Origin of the sequence: Embleya sp. NPDC056575 (assembly GCF_042793325.1) — a bacterium.
GTDB lineage: Bacteria > Actinomycetota > Actinomycetes > Streptomycetales > Streptomycetaceae > Embleya.
Genome location: NZ_JBHTVA010000047.1, coordinates 9,032 through 24,158 on the forward strand (window position 1 = coordinate 9,032; position 15,127 = coordinate 24,158).

Annotated in this window: 12 protein-coding genes; 4 read left to right on the forward strand and 8 right to left on the reverse strand. The window is 73.2% G+C overall.

Features of this window, described 5'->3' with window-relative positions; translation table 11 throughout:
- The first annotated feature begins 209 nt into the window (after nt 1–209).
- Nucleotides 210–2,030 carry an amidohydrolase gene (locus tag ACFRCG_RS31510; protein WP_380037689.1) on the forward strand — a complete coding sequence of 607 codons (1,821 nt, stop codon included), beginning with the start codon at nt 210–212 and terminating at the stop codon, nt 2,028–2,030.
- Between the two features lie 82 nt (nt 2,031–2,112).
- On the opposite strand, the gene ACFRCG_RS31515 is transcribed toward ACFRCG_RS31510, so the two are convergent.
- On the reverse strand, nt 2,113–2,658 hold the full coding sequence (locus ACFRCG_RS31515; RefSeq protein ID WP_380037691.1) for a YbaK/EbsC family protein: 546 nt from the start codon (nt 2,656–2,658) through the stop codon (nt 2,113–2,115).
- A gap of 94 nt (nt 2,659–2,752) precedes the next feature.
- On the reverse strand, nt 2,753–3,421 hold the full coding sequence (locus ACFRCG_RS31520) for a hemerythrin domain-containing protein (protein ID WP_380037693.1): 669 nt from the start codon (nt 3,419–3,421) through the stop codon (nt 2,753–2,755).
- Between the two features lie 190 nt (nt 3,422–3,611).
- Here ACFRCG_RS31520 and ACFRCG_RS31525 point away from each other — a divergent pair, with 190 nt between their 5' ends.
- Entirely contained in the window at nt 3,612–7,163 is a 3,552-nt protein-coding gene (locus ACFRCG_RS31525) for a BTAD domain-containing putative transcriptional regulator (RefSeq protein ID WP_380037695.1), read from the forward strand.
- Between the two features lie 53 nt (nt 7,164–7,216).
- On the forward strand, nt 7,217–7,804 hold the full coding sequence (locus ACFRCG_RS31530; RefSeq protein ID WP_380037697.1) for a hypothetical protein: 588 nt from the start codon (nt 7,217–7,219) through the stop codon (nt 7,802–7,804).
- Nucleotides 7,805–7,831: 27 nt separating this feature from the next.
- Here ACFRCG_RS31530 and ACFRCG_RS31535 read toward each other — a convergent pair whose 3' ends face one another.
- The 5 genes from ACFRCG_RS31535 to ACFRCG_RS31555 form a co-directional block, all read right to left on the reverse strand.
- A complete protein-coding gene (locus ACFRCG_RS31535) occupies nt 7,832–8,479 on the reverse strand; it encodes a maleylpyruvate isomerase family mycothiol-dependent enzyme (protein WP_380037699.1) in 648 nt (215 codons plus the stop codon).
- Nucleotides 8,480–8,610: 131 nt separating this feature from the next.
- Nucleotides 8,611–10,383: a GMC oxidoreductase gene (locus ACFRCG_RS31540; RefSeq protein ID WP_380037701.1), complete on the reverse strand. Its 1,773-nt coding sequence runs from the start codon at nt 10,381–10,383 to the stop codon at nt 8,611–8,613.
- Nucleotides 10,384–10,536: 153 nt separating this feature from the next.
- On the reverse strand, nt 10,537–10,767 hold the full coding sequence (locus ACFRCG_RS31545; RefSeq protein ID WP_380037703.1) for a DUF5302 domain-containing protein: 231 nt from the start codon (nt 10,765–10,767) through the stop codon (nt 10,537–10,539).
- A 126-nt stretch (nt 10,768–10,893) separates the two neighbouring features.
- Nucleotides 10,894–11,571 (reverse strand): TetR/AcrR family transcriptional regulator, encoded by a 678-nt coding sequence (locus ACFRCG_RS31550; RefSeq protein ID WP_380037705.1) that lies wholly within the window; start codon nt 11,569–11,571, stop codon nt 10,894–10,896.
- Between the two features lie 137 nt (nt 11,572–11,708).
- Nucleotides 11,709–13,343: an MFS transporter gene (locus tag ACFRCG_RS31555; RefSeq protein WP_380037707.1), complete on the reverse strand. Its 1,635-nt coding sequence runs from the start codon at nt 13,341–13,343 to the stop codon at nt 11,709–11,711.
- Between the two features lie 78 nt (nt 13,344–13,421).
- Between ACFRCG_RS31555 and ACFRCG_RS31560 the strand changes: the two genes are divergently transcribed.
- A complete protein-coding gene (locus ACFRCG_RS31560; protein ID WP_380037709.1) occupies nt 13,422–14,141 on the forward strand; it encodes an SDR family oxidoreductase in 720 nt (239 codons plus the stop codon).
- 103 nt (nt 14,142–14,244) lie between these two features.
- Here the strand turns inward: ACFRCG_RS31560 and ACFRCG_RS31565 are convergent, their stop codons facing one another.
- On the reverse strand, nt 14,245–14,949 hold the full coding sequence (locus tag ACFRCG_RS31565; protein ID WP_380037711.1) for a hypothetical protein: 705 nt from the start codon (nt 14,947–14,949) through the stop codon (nt 14,245–14,247).
- Nucleotides 14,950–15,127: the final 178 nt, after the last annotated feature.

A 15,127-nucleotide genomic window follows, 5' to 3' on the forward strand; every position in this document is an offset into this window, starting at 1 on the left:
GGGGGGGCCCCACCCCCGGCGCCCGCCCCCGCCCCGGGCCCCGCGTGAGCCGACCGACCGGGCGGCCGGGCCCGGGCCCGGGCCCGGGGAGCGCGGGCCCTGAGCCGCGTCGGAATCATGCCGGCAGGGAATGGAATTCGCAGAATGGCCGGATTCGATCTTCATTGTCACGATCCGTCACCGTAAGACTGCATGGCGACGCCGGCATCGTGTCGGTGCGTCCGTGGGCCGGCGAGTCGGCGAAGGATCGGGTGAGTTGTGTGGTGACCGAGGAATCCCCGCCGACCGGGTCGGGTGCGGCCGATGCGATCTTCCATGGCGGTGAGATCGAGACGGTCGCCGGCCCGGCGGCCGGTCCCAGGTCACCGGATCCGCGGCCGGAGGCGGTCGCGGTCAAGGACGGGCGGATCGTCTTCGTCGGTGACCTGGACCAGGCGTGTGCGCGATGGCAGGGCGACGGGACCCGCATGCGCGATCTGGCCGGGAGCGCGCTGCTTCCCGGATTCATCGACCCGCACGGGCATGTGGTCGGCACCGGACTCCAGGAGAGCATCGCCGACCTGCTCGGTGAGCCCGACGGGGACGTCGAGGACATCGCCGGAATCCGACGCAAACTGGCCGAGTTCGCGGTGAGCGAGATCGGCTCGCGCTCCACCTGGATCATCGGCTTCGGCTACGACGATTCCCGGCTCGCCGAACGGTGCCACCCCACCCGGGCGGACCTGGACCGGGTCTCGCTGGATCGGCCCGTGTTGGCCATCCACCAGTCGTTCCACCTGGGCGCGGTGAACAGCAAGGGCCTGGAACTACTGAACTACACGGCGGAGACGCCGGATCCGCCGGGCGGGGTGATCCGTCGCGGCGACATGTCGGTGCCGCCGTACGGTGAACCCGACGGCGTCCTGGAGGAGACCGCGTTCAACCCCGCCGCCGGGCACGCGATCTTCGGCATGGCCGATCGGGACAAGGCGGGCTTCTTGGCCAAGGGATTGGCCGCGGCGGCGAGTTACGGCTTCACCACGGTCCAGGAGGGCGCCGCCGAACTGGACGTACTGGGCCAACTGCGGGACGTCGCCGACGCCACACCCGGCGGTCTGCCCCTGGACGTCGTGGTCTACGTCAAGGCGGCCGAGGCGATCGCACGGCCCGAACTGGTGCGGGCGAGCGGGCAGTACGACAACGGCCTGCGTGCCGCCGGCATCAAGCTCGTCCTGGACGGCTCGCCGCAGGGCCGCACCGCGTGGTTGCGCAAGCCCTACACCACCCCGCCGGACGGCATGGACAAGGACTATCGCGGCTACCCCGCGCTCGACGAGAAGGTCGCGCTCGACCAGGTCCGCGCCGGCTACGAGCACGGCTGGCAGGTGATCGCGCACGTGAACGGCGACGCCGCGATCGCGCAGCTGATCCGCTGCGTACGCACCGCCGAGGAGGAGGCCGGACCCGGTGATCGGCGCACCACCGGGATCCACTGCCAGACGGCCGGCGAGGACCAGATCGAGCAGTTCCGCCTGCTCGGCATCATCCCGTCGTTCTTCTCCATGCATACGTTCTACTGGGGCGACTGGTACTACGAAACCGTCCTCGGACCGGCCCGCGCGGTGGACATCTCGCCCGCCCGGTGGGCGCTGGAGCGCGGCATGATCCACACCTCCCACCACGACGCGCCGGTCGCCCGGCCCAGCTCCATCGCGATCCTGTCGAGCCAGGTCACCAGGCTCACCCGCAGTGGCGAGACGCTGGGCGCACACCAGTGCGTATCGGGCCTGGAGGCGGTGCGGTCGATCACGGTCAATGCCGCCTACCAGTACGGCGAGGAGGCGGAGAAGGGCACCATCGAGGTCGGCAAACTGGCCGACCTGGTGATCCTGAGCGCGAATCCGGTGACCGTACCGGGGACGGAGATCGCCGGTATCACGATCGAGGAGACGATCAAGGCGGGCCGGACGGTCCACCCGCCGCCCGGGGGTTCGCCCTCGGGGCCGATTCCGGACGGCGTGGGGGTGAACCTCTTCGCGCCGCACTGCTGACGCTCCGGCCGGCGTACGCGGGCCGCCCCGCCCGGCTCGTGATCGTGGTCGGGCGGGGGCGTACGCGTGGGCCCGGCGTCGGTCAGGCGATCGGGACGCCGAGGTCCGAGACGACCTCCGCGCCCGGGAGTTCGGCCAGCAGCCGACCCGGGACCCACAACTTCGAGCCCCGGATCCCGGATCCGACCACGACGCCCGGATGCGCGGCGACGGCGGCGTCGATCAGCACGGGCCAGTCGGCGGGCAGGCCGATCGGGGTGATGCCGCCGTACTCCATGCCGGTGGCGGCCAACACCACGTCCACCGGCGCGAACGAGGCCTTGCGCGCGTCGAGTCGGCGGCGGACCAGGCCGTTGACGTCCGCACGGGTCGTGGCGGCGATCAGGCAGGCCGCGTAGCCGACGGTGCCGCCGCGCTTGGCCGCGATCACCACACAGTTGGCGCTGTCGGCCGGGGCCACGTCGTAGCGGTCGCAGAACGCGGCGGTGTCGGCCAGTTCCGGATCGATCGCGGCCACCTTCACCAACTCGGCGGACGCGGTCGGCCAACCGGCCAGCGCGCGGGCCACGGGCTCCGCGAGCAACTCGGGTCGGGTCAGGGCGGGATGCGGATCGAGTGCGGTGGTCATGGACCCATCCAAACGCACCCGACGCGCCGATGCGCGCACCCGGGCCCCGTGGCGGGCACCAGGTCCCGGGTGCGGCGGACGTCACGCACCCGGGTCAGCCGCGGACCCGGCGGACCATGCGGGCGTACATCGGCCGGCCCATCACGTACCAGATCAGCCGAGCCTGGAGCGGCAGCCCGCCCAGCATCTGCGCCCGCTCCCGCTCCGTCGCATCCTCCAGGACGATGCCGAGCAGCAGCAGGATCTGCGGCTTGGGCGTGGACTCGACGAAGTGTTCGCCCATGGCATGCCACTCCGCTGCGGTGAGCAGGCGCTGGGCCAGCGGCAGCAGCTCGGTCTCCTCGTCGTCCAGGTGTTCGATCAGCGCCGCGCGGTGTTCGACGAGTGCCGCGACCAGCGCGTCGCGTTCGGCGACCCCGGCGCCCGCCGCCCAGGCGCTCGCCAACTGTTCGGCGACGGCCAGCGAACCGGCGACCCGCTCGTGTTGCGCCTCCATCCGCAACACCAGCTCCGCCTCCAGGTCGACGCGGGCCAGCAGCGGCGGCCACAGCAGCTCGTCCTCGCCGGTGTGGTGGCCGTGCAGGCCGAGGCGGTACAGGTCGAAGTGCTCGGCGAGCACCTTGGCACGGGCGGTGTCGCCCGACTCGACCGCGCCGATCAGCTCGATCAACAGCCGCGATTCGCGCCGCAACCCGCGGTGCACGACGACCATCTCCCGGGTGTCGAAGCCGGCCTGAGCGGGGGTGATGGGGGTGGTGGTCATGGCGATGATCCCTTTCGGCGATCCCCGACCCGTCGTCGTGGGGAGTGGTGCAAGCCTCGTCCCGCCGTCTTGGAACAATCCTGGAAGGCGCCTGGAAGGAACATGGAGCGGCCCGGTCGGGTTGTCCCAGGACCGGTACGGGTGGTCACCGGGCGGACGTCGACGGATTCGGGTTGGGGTTGGGGTCGGAATGGTGTACCTGCGCGTGCTCGGCCCGTTCGAGGCCGAGGTTGCGGACGTGACCGTGCCCCTGGGCGGTCCGCGCCAGCGTGCGGTACTCGCGCTCCTGACGGTCGCGCGCGGCCGGGTCGTGTCGATCGACCGCATGGTCGAGGACCTGTGGCGCGGCGAACCGCCCGCACAGGCGGTCACCTCGCTCCAGGCGTACGTGTCCAACCTGCGCCGGCTGCTCGAACCCGGTCGGCCGCGCCGGGCGCCGGCCACGATCCTGGTCAGCGCGGCGCCCGGCTACGCCCTGCGACTGCCGGACGACGCGGTGGACGCGTGGCGCTTCGAACGCCTGCTCCATACCGCGCGCGAGCGGGTCGAGGCCGATCCCGCCGAGGCCCGCAAGCTGGTCGACGCGGCGCTGGCGCTGTGGCGCGGACCGGCCTTCGCCGCCGCCTCGGACGAGCCGTGGGCCGTCGCCGAGGCCGCACGACTGGACGAACTGCACCTGAGCGCGCGCGAATTGCACATCACCGCGAGCCTGCGCCGCGGCGATCCGGCGGGCGCGGCGGTCGACGCCGAACGCCTCACCCGCGAGGCCCCACTGCGCGAGGAGGGCTGGCGGCTGCACGCACTGGCCCTGTGGGCGAGCCACCGCCAGGCCGACGCCCTGGCCGCCCTCCGGCGGGCCCGCGCGGTGCTGGCGGACGACGTCGGCCTGGACCCGGGACCGGCGTTGACGGAGGTCGAGGAGGCGATCCTGGGGCAGCGGATGGAGGTGCTGCGGGCGGCGGTGGGGTCGGGGGGCGAGGGCTTCGGCGTCGGCGAATCGGTGGAGGCCGGGACCGGGGCCGGGACCGGGACCGGCTTCGCGTCCACTCCTCGACCCGGTCCGGCCTCCGGGGTCGGTTCCGGCCCCGGCTTCGATCCCGGCTCCGATCCCGGCTCCGAGACGCGTTCCGGCTTCGGTTCCGAGGCCGGGTCCGCTTTCGATTCCGGTCCCGGCTCGGGCGCCGGCGAACCCTTCGTCGGGCGGGACGAGGAGTTGGCCGCGTTGCTGGGGGCGGCTCGGGAGGCCGCCGCCGGCGGGGTTCGGGCCGCGCTGGTCACCGGTGAGGCCGGACTGGGCAAGTCCGCGCTGTTGGGCCGGCTCGGTGCGGAACTGGAGCGGGACGGCGGGCTCGTGGCCACCGGGCGCTGCCCCGAGGTCGACGGCGCGCCGCCCGCGTGGGCCTGGGTCGAGGCCCTGCGCACGGTCGCCGCGATCGAGCCGCCGCCGGACGAACTCCTCGACGCGCTGGCGCCGTTGCTGGCCGACGACGCCGCCGGCGGGCCCGGCGCCGATACCTCGGCGGGGCGATTCCGGCTGCACCGCGCGGTCTGGGCCTGGCTGACGGACGTCGCCCGACGCCGACCGCTGACCGTCGTGCTCGACGACCTGCACCGGGCCGACGCCGAGACCCTGGCCCTGCTCGCCGCCGGCGTTCGAGCGGAGGCCGGGCCCACGGGGGCGGCCGACGGAAGGCAGGCGCCGGTACGGCTGTTCGTCGTCGCCGCCTATCGGCCCGACGAGGTCGACGGCAGACTGACCGAGACGCTGGCGGATCTCGCCCGCCGGTCGCCGGTGCGGCTCGCGCTGGGTGGGCTCTCGGCGGACGCCGCCGCCCGCGTGGTGGCCTCGGTGTCGCAGACCGCCGTCGACGCCGCCACCCTCACCGCGCTGGCCGAGCGTACCGGCGGCAACCCCTTCTATCTCCGGGAGAGCGCACGCCTGTTGGACAGCGAGGGCGCCCTCGTCGCGCTGTCGGACGTCCCCGAGGGGGTTCGCGACGTGCTGCGCCGCCGGCTGGCGCGGCTGCCCGATCCCGCCGTCGCCGTCCTGCGCCTGGCCTCGGTCGTCGGGCGTGAGGCGGACGTGGACGTCCTGGTCGACGCGGCCGAGGTGGACGAGAGCGGCGTGCTGGACGCGCTCGACGCCGGCCTGATCGCCGGCCTGCTCACCGAACCCGCCCCCGGCCGAGTCCGGTTCGTGCACGCGCTGGTTCGCGACACGATGGCCGCCGACCTCAGCGGCCTGCGCCGGACCCGGATGCACACCCGGATCGCCGCCGCCCTGGAACGCCTCGGCACCCACGACGTGTCGGCCCTCGCCCACCACCACGGCCACGGCGTCGGCGCCGCCACCGCCGCCCGGGCCGTCGAAGTACACATCGCCGCCGCCGAGTTGGCCGAACGTCGCTTCGCCCACGACACCGCCGTCGACCTGCTCGTCCGCGCCCTGGAATGCCTGGACCGCGTCCCGGCGGCCATCCCCGGTGACCGGGACGCCGAACGGGCCGACCTGTACGGCCGGTTGTTGCGCGCCCGGGTCCGCGCCGGCGACGTCTCGGGCGCCCGGCACACGCGGCAACTCGCCTTCGAGGCGGCCGAGGCGGCGGGCCGGGACGACCTCGTCGTCGCCGCGTTCACCGCCTGGACCGTGCCCACCCCGTGGCAGCGCCGGCCGTACGGAGTCCTGGACGAGCCCGTCGTGGCGGCGCTGCGCCGGTTGTCGGCCCGCACCGATTCGACCCCGGAGGTCCGCTGCCGGCTGTTGGAGGCGTACGCGTCCGAGGTGTCCGAGGAAGACATCGTCCCCGACCCGCGCGCGCTCGCCGAGGAGGCCGTGGCGCTCGCCCGCGAACTCGGCGACCCCGACCTGCGGGGCCTGACCCTGGCCACGCTGGCGGCCAACCTGGGCCGGCTGTCGGAGCAGGCCGCCCGGGACGCGGCGGCGAGCGAACTCCGGTCCCTGGCCGACGAATACGACCTGCCCGTCTACGGCTGGTACGCCCGGTTCAACCTGGCAACGACGGCGGCCGACCGCAACGACCCCGCGACCGCGCGGCGACTGGTCGAGGAGAGCGCGGCGATCGCCGAGGCATACCGGATGCCCGAGGCGATCGGCGTCGGCGCCCTCGCACACGCCACCCTCGCGCACATCGCGGGCCGCCACGAGGAGGCCGAGGAGCGCTATCACCGGGCCATCGAGCCGATGATCGCCCAGGGTTCGCCGCACGCGTTCGGGTTCCGGTGGGTGGCCGTGTCCACGATCCGGCTCGGCCAGGGCCGGATCGGCGAACTGGCCGAGGAGGCACCGCGGATGCTGGCGATGTTCGGCCCGTTCGCGGCGGACCTGTGCGCGCTCGCGATGGCCGCCGCCGGCCGGATCGACCAGGCCCGCGCGATGCGGGCGCTGAACGAGCCGATCCGCCCCGACTTCTTCCACACCCCGATGTCCGTGCTCCGCGCGACGGCGGCGATCGCCCTCGGCGAACGCGAGGAGGCCGCCGCGCTCTACCCGACCCTGCTCCCCCTGGCCCAAGCACCCCCGGCCTGTGCGGGCCTGTCCATCGCGCTCCGCCCCCCGGCCCTGACCCTGGGCGAACTGGCCCGCTTCCTGGGCCGAGAACAGGAGGCCACCGAACACTTCACCCGCGCCGCCGCCATCGCCGACACGTGGGGAGCGAACGACTGGGCATACCAGGCACGTTCGGCGCTGGGCCGGCCCGAAGAAGGTTCGTCCACCGGCTGAACCGCCCCGGCTGCCGGCAGAATCCGAAGTCCTGTCGACGGGGGAGGACCGGGATGTCGGATTCGGAAGGGCTGCCCGCGGAAGACGAGCGACCCGCGCTCGGCGATGCGGAGACGCGGGTGTCGATCGAGCGGCAACGGCGTCGGCAACGCCGCTTGGACGCGGCGATGTTGTTCGGCGTGGCGGCGCTGGTGACGTTGACCGTCGTCTTCCACGACTCGTTCGGCGCGTTCTTCGCCCTGGGCGGGATTCCGGTATACCTCGGCATCCTGCTGTCCCGCCGCCACGCCTCGGTGCGCGCCGCGGAGCGGATACTGCGCGAATACCCGTGGCGCCGCTACGGCTACCGCCTGGAGCGGCAGGGCGAGGGCGTGCGCGCCACGCTTCGGCTCGTGCTCCTCGATCCGGTGACCAAGCGTGCGATCGGCTCGTATGTCGGGGTTGCGCGGTACCTGTTCGACGCGGCAGGCAACCCCCGGAGCGAACTGGTGCTGTTCGCGGGCAATCCCGTCTACGGCGGCGTCCTGCGACTGCCCGACGGCGCGGAGTTCAACGTGTTCAAGCGGGTCAAGATCCCCCGCCACACCGACACCGAGGAGGAGGCGGCCAGGGCCCGCCGCGCCCGCATCGCCCGCGGCTGACCCGGACGCGGCCCCACCGGTGCCGGGTCAGGCGGATGCGCCCGACAGCACGCTCGCGATGCGGGCGCGGCCCGGGCCGGTGACGGCTGCCAGGCCCTCCGGGCGGCCCGTGGTCAGCAGGAGGAGTTCGGCGACCGGGCCGCGGACCTCGTCCGGTCCGGTACCCGCCGACCAGTCCGCGTCGGTGGCCACCAGGCGGGTGCCCCGGCATCGCTTCCGGGCGCCGTAGAACGGACTGGCCAACACGTGGCCGACGGCCGCGACCGCCCGTTCCGTGGGCATCTCGCGGCTTCGACCCAGCGGCCGGGCCACGTCCTGTCCGTGCACCAGCGCGTCGACGAGCGGGTCGAGCGGGGAGGTCAGGGGCGCACGACGCGGTGAGCCGGCCGTCTCGCGGAGTCGGGCGATCAACTCCGCCGGCGTGAACCCGACAGCCAGCTCCCGGGCCTCCTGCGACGTCATCCGGTCGAAGTCGCCCCGGGCCCGGATCGCGCCTCGGATCATGCCCATCACCGTCGTACGCGTCGACGTGGTCAGATGCGCGGCCAACTCGTGCATCGTCCAATCGGAGCAGAGCGAGGTCACGCCCCAGTCGTCCGGCCCCAGGTCGTCGAGGAGGTCGGCGAGGCCGAGTCGCTCGTCCCGTACCCACGCAAGAATCTTGTCGCGATCCATGTCCGGCTCTCCTCGGGTCGTGTCGTCTCGCTCGGCGCGTTCATCAACACGACGAACGCACGCCCCCCGGATCGACAGCCCGCGGAGAATTTTTTCGCGGCCCGCGGCCCCGCCCGCCGCCCGACCCGCCGTCAACCCTTCGTCGGCCGAGGGCCAGAGCGGATCTCCACGATCGGCAGTCGCAAGGCCGCCGGCGCGTCCGCCGGGACCGTCGGGCACACCGGTGCGGTGTACGGGACCCGGCGGTAGGGCTCGCCCGACTCCGGGCGTTTGTCGGGCTCGCCGCGGTTGGGCCACATGGCCGTCGCGCGTTCGGCCTGGGCGGTGATGGTCAGCGACGGGTTCACGCCGAGGTTGGCGCTGACCGCGGAGCCGTCGAGGACGTGCAGGCCCGGGTGGCCGTAAACGCGCTGGTACGGGTCCACCACACCCGTGGCCGGCGAGTCGCCGATGACACAACCACCCAGGATGTGTGCGGTCATCGGGACGTTGGCCAGGTCGCCCCACGAGCCGCCGGCCACGCCGCCGAGGCGGGTCGCGATACGGCGTACCGCCTCGTGGCCGGCCGGGATCCAGTTCGGGTTGGGCTCGCCGTGGCCCTGGCGCGTGGTGATCCGGGTGCGGCCGAACAGGCCCCGCTTCCGGTACACCGTCAGCGAGTTGTCCCGGGACTGCATGACCAGGGCGATCACCGCGCGTTCGGACCACTTGCGCACGCTCAGGAATCTCAGCTTGGCCGGGTCGCGCAACACCGTGCCGAGCAACTGCCGTACCCGGGGCCGGTCCCCGTCGGTCAGGAACGTCTGCAACAGCCCCATCGCGTTCGAGCCCTTGCCGTAGCGGACCGGTTCGATGTGGGTGTCCGCGTCCGGGTGCCACGACGACGTGATGGCCACCCCGCGCGTCGCGTCGATCACCCCGGTCGTCGGCGCGACCGCGCCCACCAGGGCCTCGGAGTTGGTTCGGGTCAACCGGCCGAGCGTGGGGGACAGGCGCGCTAGCGTACCGTCCGCCGCCATCCGGTGCAGCAGCCGCTGGGTGCCGAGCGTGCCGGCGGCGAACACGATCTGCTCGGCGGTCCAGGTACGCGGCGCGCGGGCGGTCGTCGGCGGCCCGCTGCGTATCGTCTCCACCGCGTAGCCGCCGGGCGCGCCGTCCGCACCGGCGGCCAGCGGGCGCACCCGGCGCACGGTGCGCTCCGCGTGTACCTCCGCGCCGGCCCGCTCGGCCAAGTGGAGGTAGTTCTTGAGCAGGGTGTTCTTCGCCCCGACCCGGCACCCGGTCATGCACGAACCGCACTCGGTGCAGGTGGTCCGGCTCGGGCCCGCCCCGCCGAAGTACGGATCCGGCACCTCCTCGCCGGGCCGCTGCCCCTCTTCGGGGAACAGCACGCCGACCGGCGCGAGATGGAACGAGTCGCCCACGCCCATGTCCTCGGCGACGGCCTTCATGTGCTCGTCGGCGGGTGTCATGTGCGGGTTGCGCACCACGCCGAGCATACGTTCGGCCTGCGCGTAGAACGGCGCGAGTTCGGCGCGCCAGTCGGTGATGTGACCCCACTGCGGATCGTCGAAGAACGGCTGGGGCGGCCGGTACAGGGTGTTCGCGTAGTTCAGCGAGCCGCCGCCCACACCCGCCCCGGCCAGCACCACCACGTCCTTGAGCACATGGATGCGCTGGATGCCGGTCAGCCCGATCGCCGGCGCCCACAGGAAGTCGCGGGCCTGCCACGACGTCTTGGGGAAATCCGCGTCGGCGAACCGTCGGCCGGCTTCGAGTACGCCGACCCGATAGCCCTTCTCGGTCAGCCGCAGCGCCGCGACCGAGCCGCCGAATCCGGAGCCGATGACCAGAACGTCGTAGTCGAACACGAGGGGACCCTTCGCCGGGCGGGCAGTAGGCATGCCGTGAAATCTCGCGATCCCGGCGATCCTACTCCCCGGTAACCCGGCGAAGGCAGCCCCTCGACGAGCCGTCCCGTGTGTCGACCGGTGTGTCCGGTCGTGTGACGGCCCGTGCGTCGAGCCCGTGCCCGACGCGGTTCGGGGTGGGTCGATTCAGCCGCTCTTGCGCCGGAACGAGCGCTGTTGTGCCGCAGGCCCGTGCGCACCGTGGATCTTCGAACCGTCGCCACCGGGGTTCTCACCGGCGCCGTCGGTCTTGGTGCCGCGCTTGCGGGCCAGTGCCTCGCGGAACTTGCGCTTGGTCGCGTCCTCGGCGCTCTCGGGCTCGGCGGCCTCGGGGGCCGTCTCCTCGGGTGTCTCGTTCGCGGGTGTCTCGTCAGCCATGGTGCGTTCCTGCTCTCGAACTGGATGCGATCCGTGAGGACACCCTTCCACGTCGAGACCCGCGATGGCACGCCCGGTTGCGGTAACGGCCACAACGGCGGTCGAATCGGACCGCGCCGGACCGGTTCAGCCCACCCGGGTGACCTGCGCTGTCCGGATGACCAGGGTGTCGATGAACGTGTCCAGTTCCGGCCACTCGAAGACCGGCGCGGTCATCCTCAGCAGCACCGCGCCGTGCATCGCGGCCCAGACCGCCAGCGCGTCCTGGTACGGGTCGGTGCCGGCGGCCTGGCCGGCCGCCTGGGTCCGGGCGATCGCGTCGATGAGGGTCTGGAAGACGTCCATGCGGTTGGGCAGCCTGGGCGGCGGCGGGGGTGCGACCGGCGCCTCGGGCGGGTTCGGCGCGTCCGGTGCCTCCGACACCTCCGACGCCGGGCGCATCCGGTGGAACAGTGCCCGATAGCGGCCCGGGCGCTCCATCGCGAACCGGGCGTAGGCGCGGCAGCCCGCGAGCAGCGAGCGGGCCTGTGTGTCCTCGGCCTCCGAGGCGGCCAGGATGGCGGCGCGCAGGTCGTCGAAGTAGCCGTTGAGGACCGTGTCGAGGATGTCGTCCAGATCGGTGAAGTGCGCGTAGATCGACGGCGCGGTGATCGCGGCCTGCCGGGCGATCCGGCGCAGCGTCACGTCGCCGGAGTGGCCGTCGCGCTCGATCAGGTCGGTCGCCGCGGCGAGGATGTCGTCGCGGAGCAGCGCCCCTTGGCCGCGGCGATTGCGTCGGCGATTCGGCCCGTGGTCGTCGTCCATGGCGCTCAGCGTACGAGGCGTGGGAACGGCGTTGTTCGGCATGGGGCCTTCTCGGGGGTTGTCGACGGCGCGCGGAACGACGCCCGCCACCCGGTGGCCGGCGGGGGCCGGTCGCCGGGTGGCGGGTTGAGGCTTCATCAGATGGTTTCCAGCGCTTGGGCGTTGATCGGTTCGGCGGGCACGTCGACCGATTCGGCGGGCTTGCCGGTGGGGGCGGTGGCCTGTGCGGCCCGGCGGGGGAGGCCGAAGCCGACCAGCAGGACGCCGAGCGCGGCGACCGCGGCGGCGACGAGCGCGCCGTTGTTCATCGCGGTGGTGAAGGCGTGGTCGGCGGCGGAGGTGAGCCGGCCGGCCGCGTCCGGGGACAGGTGCTCGGCCACGACGTGGGCGCTGGGCAGGTCGTGCCCGGCGACGGCGGCGGGGCCGGTGAGGTGTTGGTCGCCCATCTCGCTCCGGTAGTGCGAGGAGACCAGCGTGCCGACCACGGCGATGCCCAGTACGCCGCCGAGTTCGCGGACCACGCTGTTGAGCGCGCCGGCCATCGCGGAGAAGCGCGCCGGTACGGACGCGGTGATCTCCATGCTCGCGGGCGCCATCATCATCCCCATCCCGGCGCCCACCAGCATCATTTCGCCGGCGAGGGCGACGAACGGGGTGTCGGTGGTGGTGGTCAGGCCCATCACGCCCAGGCCGAGCGCGATCGCGCCGAGTCCGGTGGTGAGGGTGCCCCGAATGCCCAGTCGGGCGGTGACGATCGGCGACAGTCCGGACATCGCCGCCATCGCCGCGGCGAACGGCATCGCGCCGAGCCCGGCCTTCAGCGTGCTGTAGCCGTGGACGAGTTGGAAGTATTGGGAGAGCACGAACAGTGTGCCGAACAGGGCGAAGAAGGTGATCGCCAGCGTGCCGGCGGCGAGCACGAAGCCGCGGTTGGCGAACAGCCGTATCTGCACCATGGGTTCGTCCCGACGCAGTTCCCAGACTACGAACGCGGCGGCGACCACGACGAAGACGACGAGTTCGACGAGGGTTACGGCGTCGGTCCAGCCGCGTTCGGGCGCCTCGATGATCGCGTCGACCAGGATGCCGAGGCCGATCACGGACAACACGGCGGCGGGCAGGTCGAGGCGGGCGGTGCCCTGGCGCGGGATGGTCGGGACGATCCGCAGGACGCCGACGAGCGCGGCGAGCACCAGTGGGACGTTGATCCAGAACGCGCTGGACCAGGAGAAGTGCGTCAGCAGCGCGCCGCCGGTGACCGGGCCGATCAGCACCCCCACGCCGGCCGAGGCCGACCAGACGGCGAACGCCTTGGGGCGCTCGACGGGCGGGAACATCCGGATGATGATCGCGAGCGTCGCGGGCATCACGAAGGCCGCGCCCAGGCCCATCACCGCGCGCCAGGCGATCAGTTCGCCGGCGGTCGTGGACACCGCGGCGACGGCCGAGCCGCCACCGAACAGGACCAGGCCGCCGAGGAGGGCGCGGCGGGCGCCGAACCGGGCGCCGAGGCTGCCGGCGAGGAGCAGCAGGGCGGCGAAGACGAGGGTGTAGGCGTCGGTGATCCACTGGAGGTCGGCGGTCGAGGCGTCCAGGCCCTTGGCCAGGGACGGCAGCGCGGTGTTGAGCACCGAGTTGTCCAGCGTCACCGCGACGAGGGTCGAGCACAACACGAGCAGTGCGGCCCAGCGCCGGGGGTGCCCGGCGGGATCGGGAACGTCGGTCGGTGTCGGTGATGCGGTGGTGGTTCGGGTCGATGCGCTGCCGGTCACGAGCTGCCCCCTGAATTAACGCTTGTTTCCTTACGGCTGTAAATCTAGACCTTCGACATACAGCTGTAAAGCCAAGGAATGGCAAAGTCGATCGGCGTCGCGGAGCGGCCGGCCGCGGACGGGGCGCTGGTCGCGGTGCACTACGGCCGGGACGAGCCGGCCGCCAAGGACGTGGTCGCGACGATCGAGGCGGCCGGCGGCCGGGCCTTCGCGATGCGGGCCGAACTCGGCGTACCGGGCGACGTGGACACGGTCGTCGACGGACTGCGGGCCGGCTGGGCCGAGTTCGGGGCGGACGGCCTGGACGTCCTGGTGCACAACGCCGGCATCGGCTCGACCGGGCCGATCGAGGCGGAGACCGAGATCGGTTACGACCGGGTGTTCGCGGTCGACACACGGGCCCCGTTCTTCCTGACCCAACGCCTGCTGCCGCTGTTGCGCGACGGCGGCCGGATCGTGACCGTCACCTCCGGGGCGACCCGGATCGCGTTCCCCGAGTCGATCGCGTACGCGATGACCAAGGGCGCCCTCGACACCTTCACCCTGGCCCTGGCCAAGCACCTGGGCCCACGCGGGATCACCGTCGACAACGTCGCCCCCGGCATCGTCGACACCGACGTCAACGCGTCCTGGCTGCGCGGGAACCCGGAGGCGCGGGCGCGGGCGGCGAGTCGGGCGGTGCTGGGCCGGGTCGGCCGCCCGGACGATATCGCCGACGCGGTCGCCTTCCTCGCTTCCGACGCTGCCCGGTGGGTGACGGGTACGACGCTGGACGCCACGGGCGGGTCGGAGCTGTAGCGGCGCGGCGGGGGCGGGCCGAACGGGGAGGCGTCCGGCCCCCGGTATGCCCGACGGCCGCCGCCCGGGGCCGCCGACTTCGGGGCCGCGATCGCCGCCGTCGCTACAGGTCCCGCGTCACGCCCAGCGGAGCGCAGTGCAGGCTGCCGTGCGCGGCGGGGGCGGCGATCCAGGAGTCGGCGCTGACGAAGTCCCGCCCGCGCTGGTGTGCTTCGCGGGCCGGGGTCGGGTCGGCCCAGGTCACCGCGAGCGGGTTGTGCTCGACGTCCCACTTGGCCCCGCCGAGCGCGCGGTCGTCGGAGGAGGTCGCCTCGACATGGGTGAGCAGGCCGGCATCCGTGGCCAGCACGCCCGCGTGCCACAGCGTCACGCCCGCGTCGGTACGCACGATCGCGGGCGGCGTGCGCAGGGTGAGCCCGGCGCCGTCGTGGCGTTCCGAGTCGAAGCGCAGCACCAGGCGGCGCGGGATGGTCGGCAACACCACGTCCAACACGAGGTCGCCGTCCGGGACATGGCCGAACAGACACGAGGTGAACCGGATCGGCCCGGCGGACAGGGTCGTGGCCAGCGCCGAGTGAGCGAACCGGTCGCCCGACCGGGTCACCGACACCCCGTACCGACCGAACACCTGTGGCGCGGGCGGGCGCGGGCCGGTCGGGCGGGCCAAGGTCTCCATGCCGATGGTCGTGAACAGGCCGGCCGGCGTACGCAGGATCCCGCCGTGGAAGACCCTGACCTCGTCGTGCGCGAGCAGGATCTCGGGCGGCCTGACCAGCTCGATGTCCGCCGGGGCGGTGCTGTCGCTCATGTGGGCGACCCTATCGCCGGGTCCCCGCGAGACCCGGCGCCGCGCCGGCGGGCCCCGACACCCCGCATCCCGCCTCGGCGATCCGTTCGGGATTCCCCCGCTCGGCCCAATCGGGGGTGACGGGGCGTCGTGTGCGAACAGTGCTCCGCGGGTGCCGGCGGGCGGTTGCCGCGTGACC

Bases quoted from the DNA above. Each gene is read 5' to 3' on its own strand.
- ACFRCG_RS31560 (WP_380037709.1), top strand. From the start codon at position 13,422: ATGGCAAAGTCGATCGGCGTCGCGGAGCGGCCGGCCGCGGACGGGGCG.
- ACFRCG_RS31515 (WP_380037691.1), bottom strand. From the start codon at position 2,658: ATGACCACCGCACTCGATCCGCATCCCGCCCTGACCCGACCCGAGTTG.
- ACFRCG_RS31550 (WP_380037705.1), bottom strand. From the start codon at position 11,571: ATGGACGACGACCACGGGCCGAATCGCCGACGCAATCGCCGCGGCCAA.
- ACFRCG_RS31545 (WP_380037703.1), bottom strand. From the start codon at position 10,767: ATGGCTGACGAGACACCCGCGAACGAGACACCCGAGGAGACGGCCCCC.
- ACFRCG_RS31520 (WP_380037693.1), bottom strand. From the start codon at position 3,421: ATGACCACCACCCCCATCACCCCCGCTCAGGCCGGCTTCGACACCCGG.
- ACFRCG_RS31525 (WP_380037695.1), top strand. From the start codon at position 3,612: ATGGTGTACCTGCGCGTGCTCGGCCCGTTCGAGGCCGAGGTTGCGGAC.
- ACFRCG_RS31535 (WP_380037699.1), bottom strand. From the start codon at position 8,479: ATGGATCGCGACAAGATTCTTGCGTGGGTACGGGACGAGCGACTCGGC.
- ACFRCG_RS31565 (WP_380037711.1), bottom strand. From the start codon at position 14,949: ATGAGCGACAGCACCGCCCCGGCGGACATCGAGCTGGTCAGGCCGCCC.
- ACFRCG_RS31540 (WP_380037701.1), bottom strand. From the start codon at position 10,383: ATGCCTACTGCCCGCCCGGCGAAGGGTCCCCTCGTGTTCGACTACGAC.
- ACFRCG_RS31530 (WP_380037697.1), top strand. From the start codon at position 7,217: ATGTCGGATTCGGAAGGGCTGCCCGCGGAAGACGAGCGACCCGCGCTC.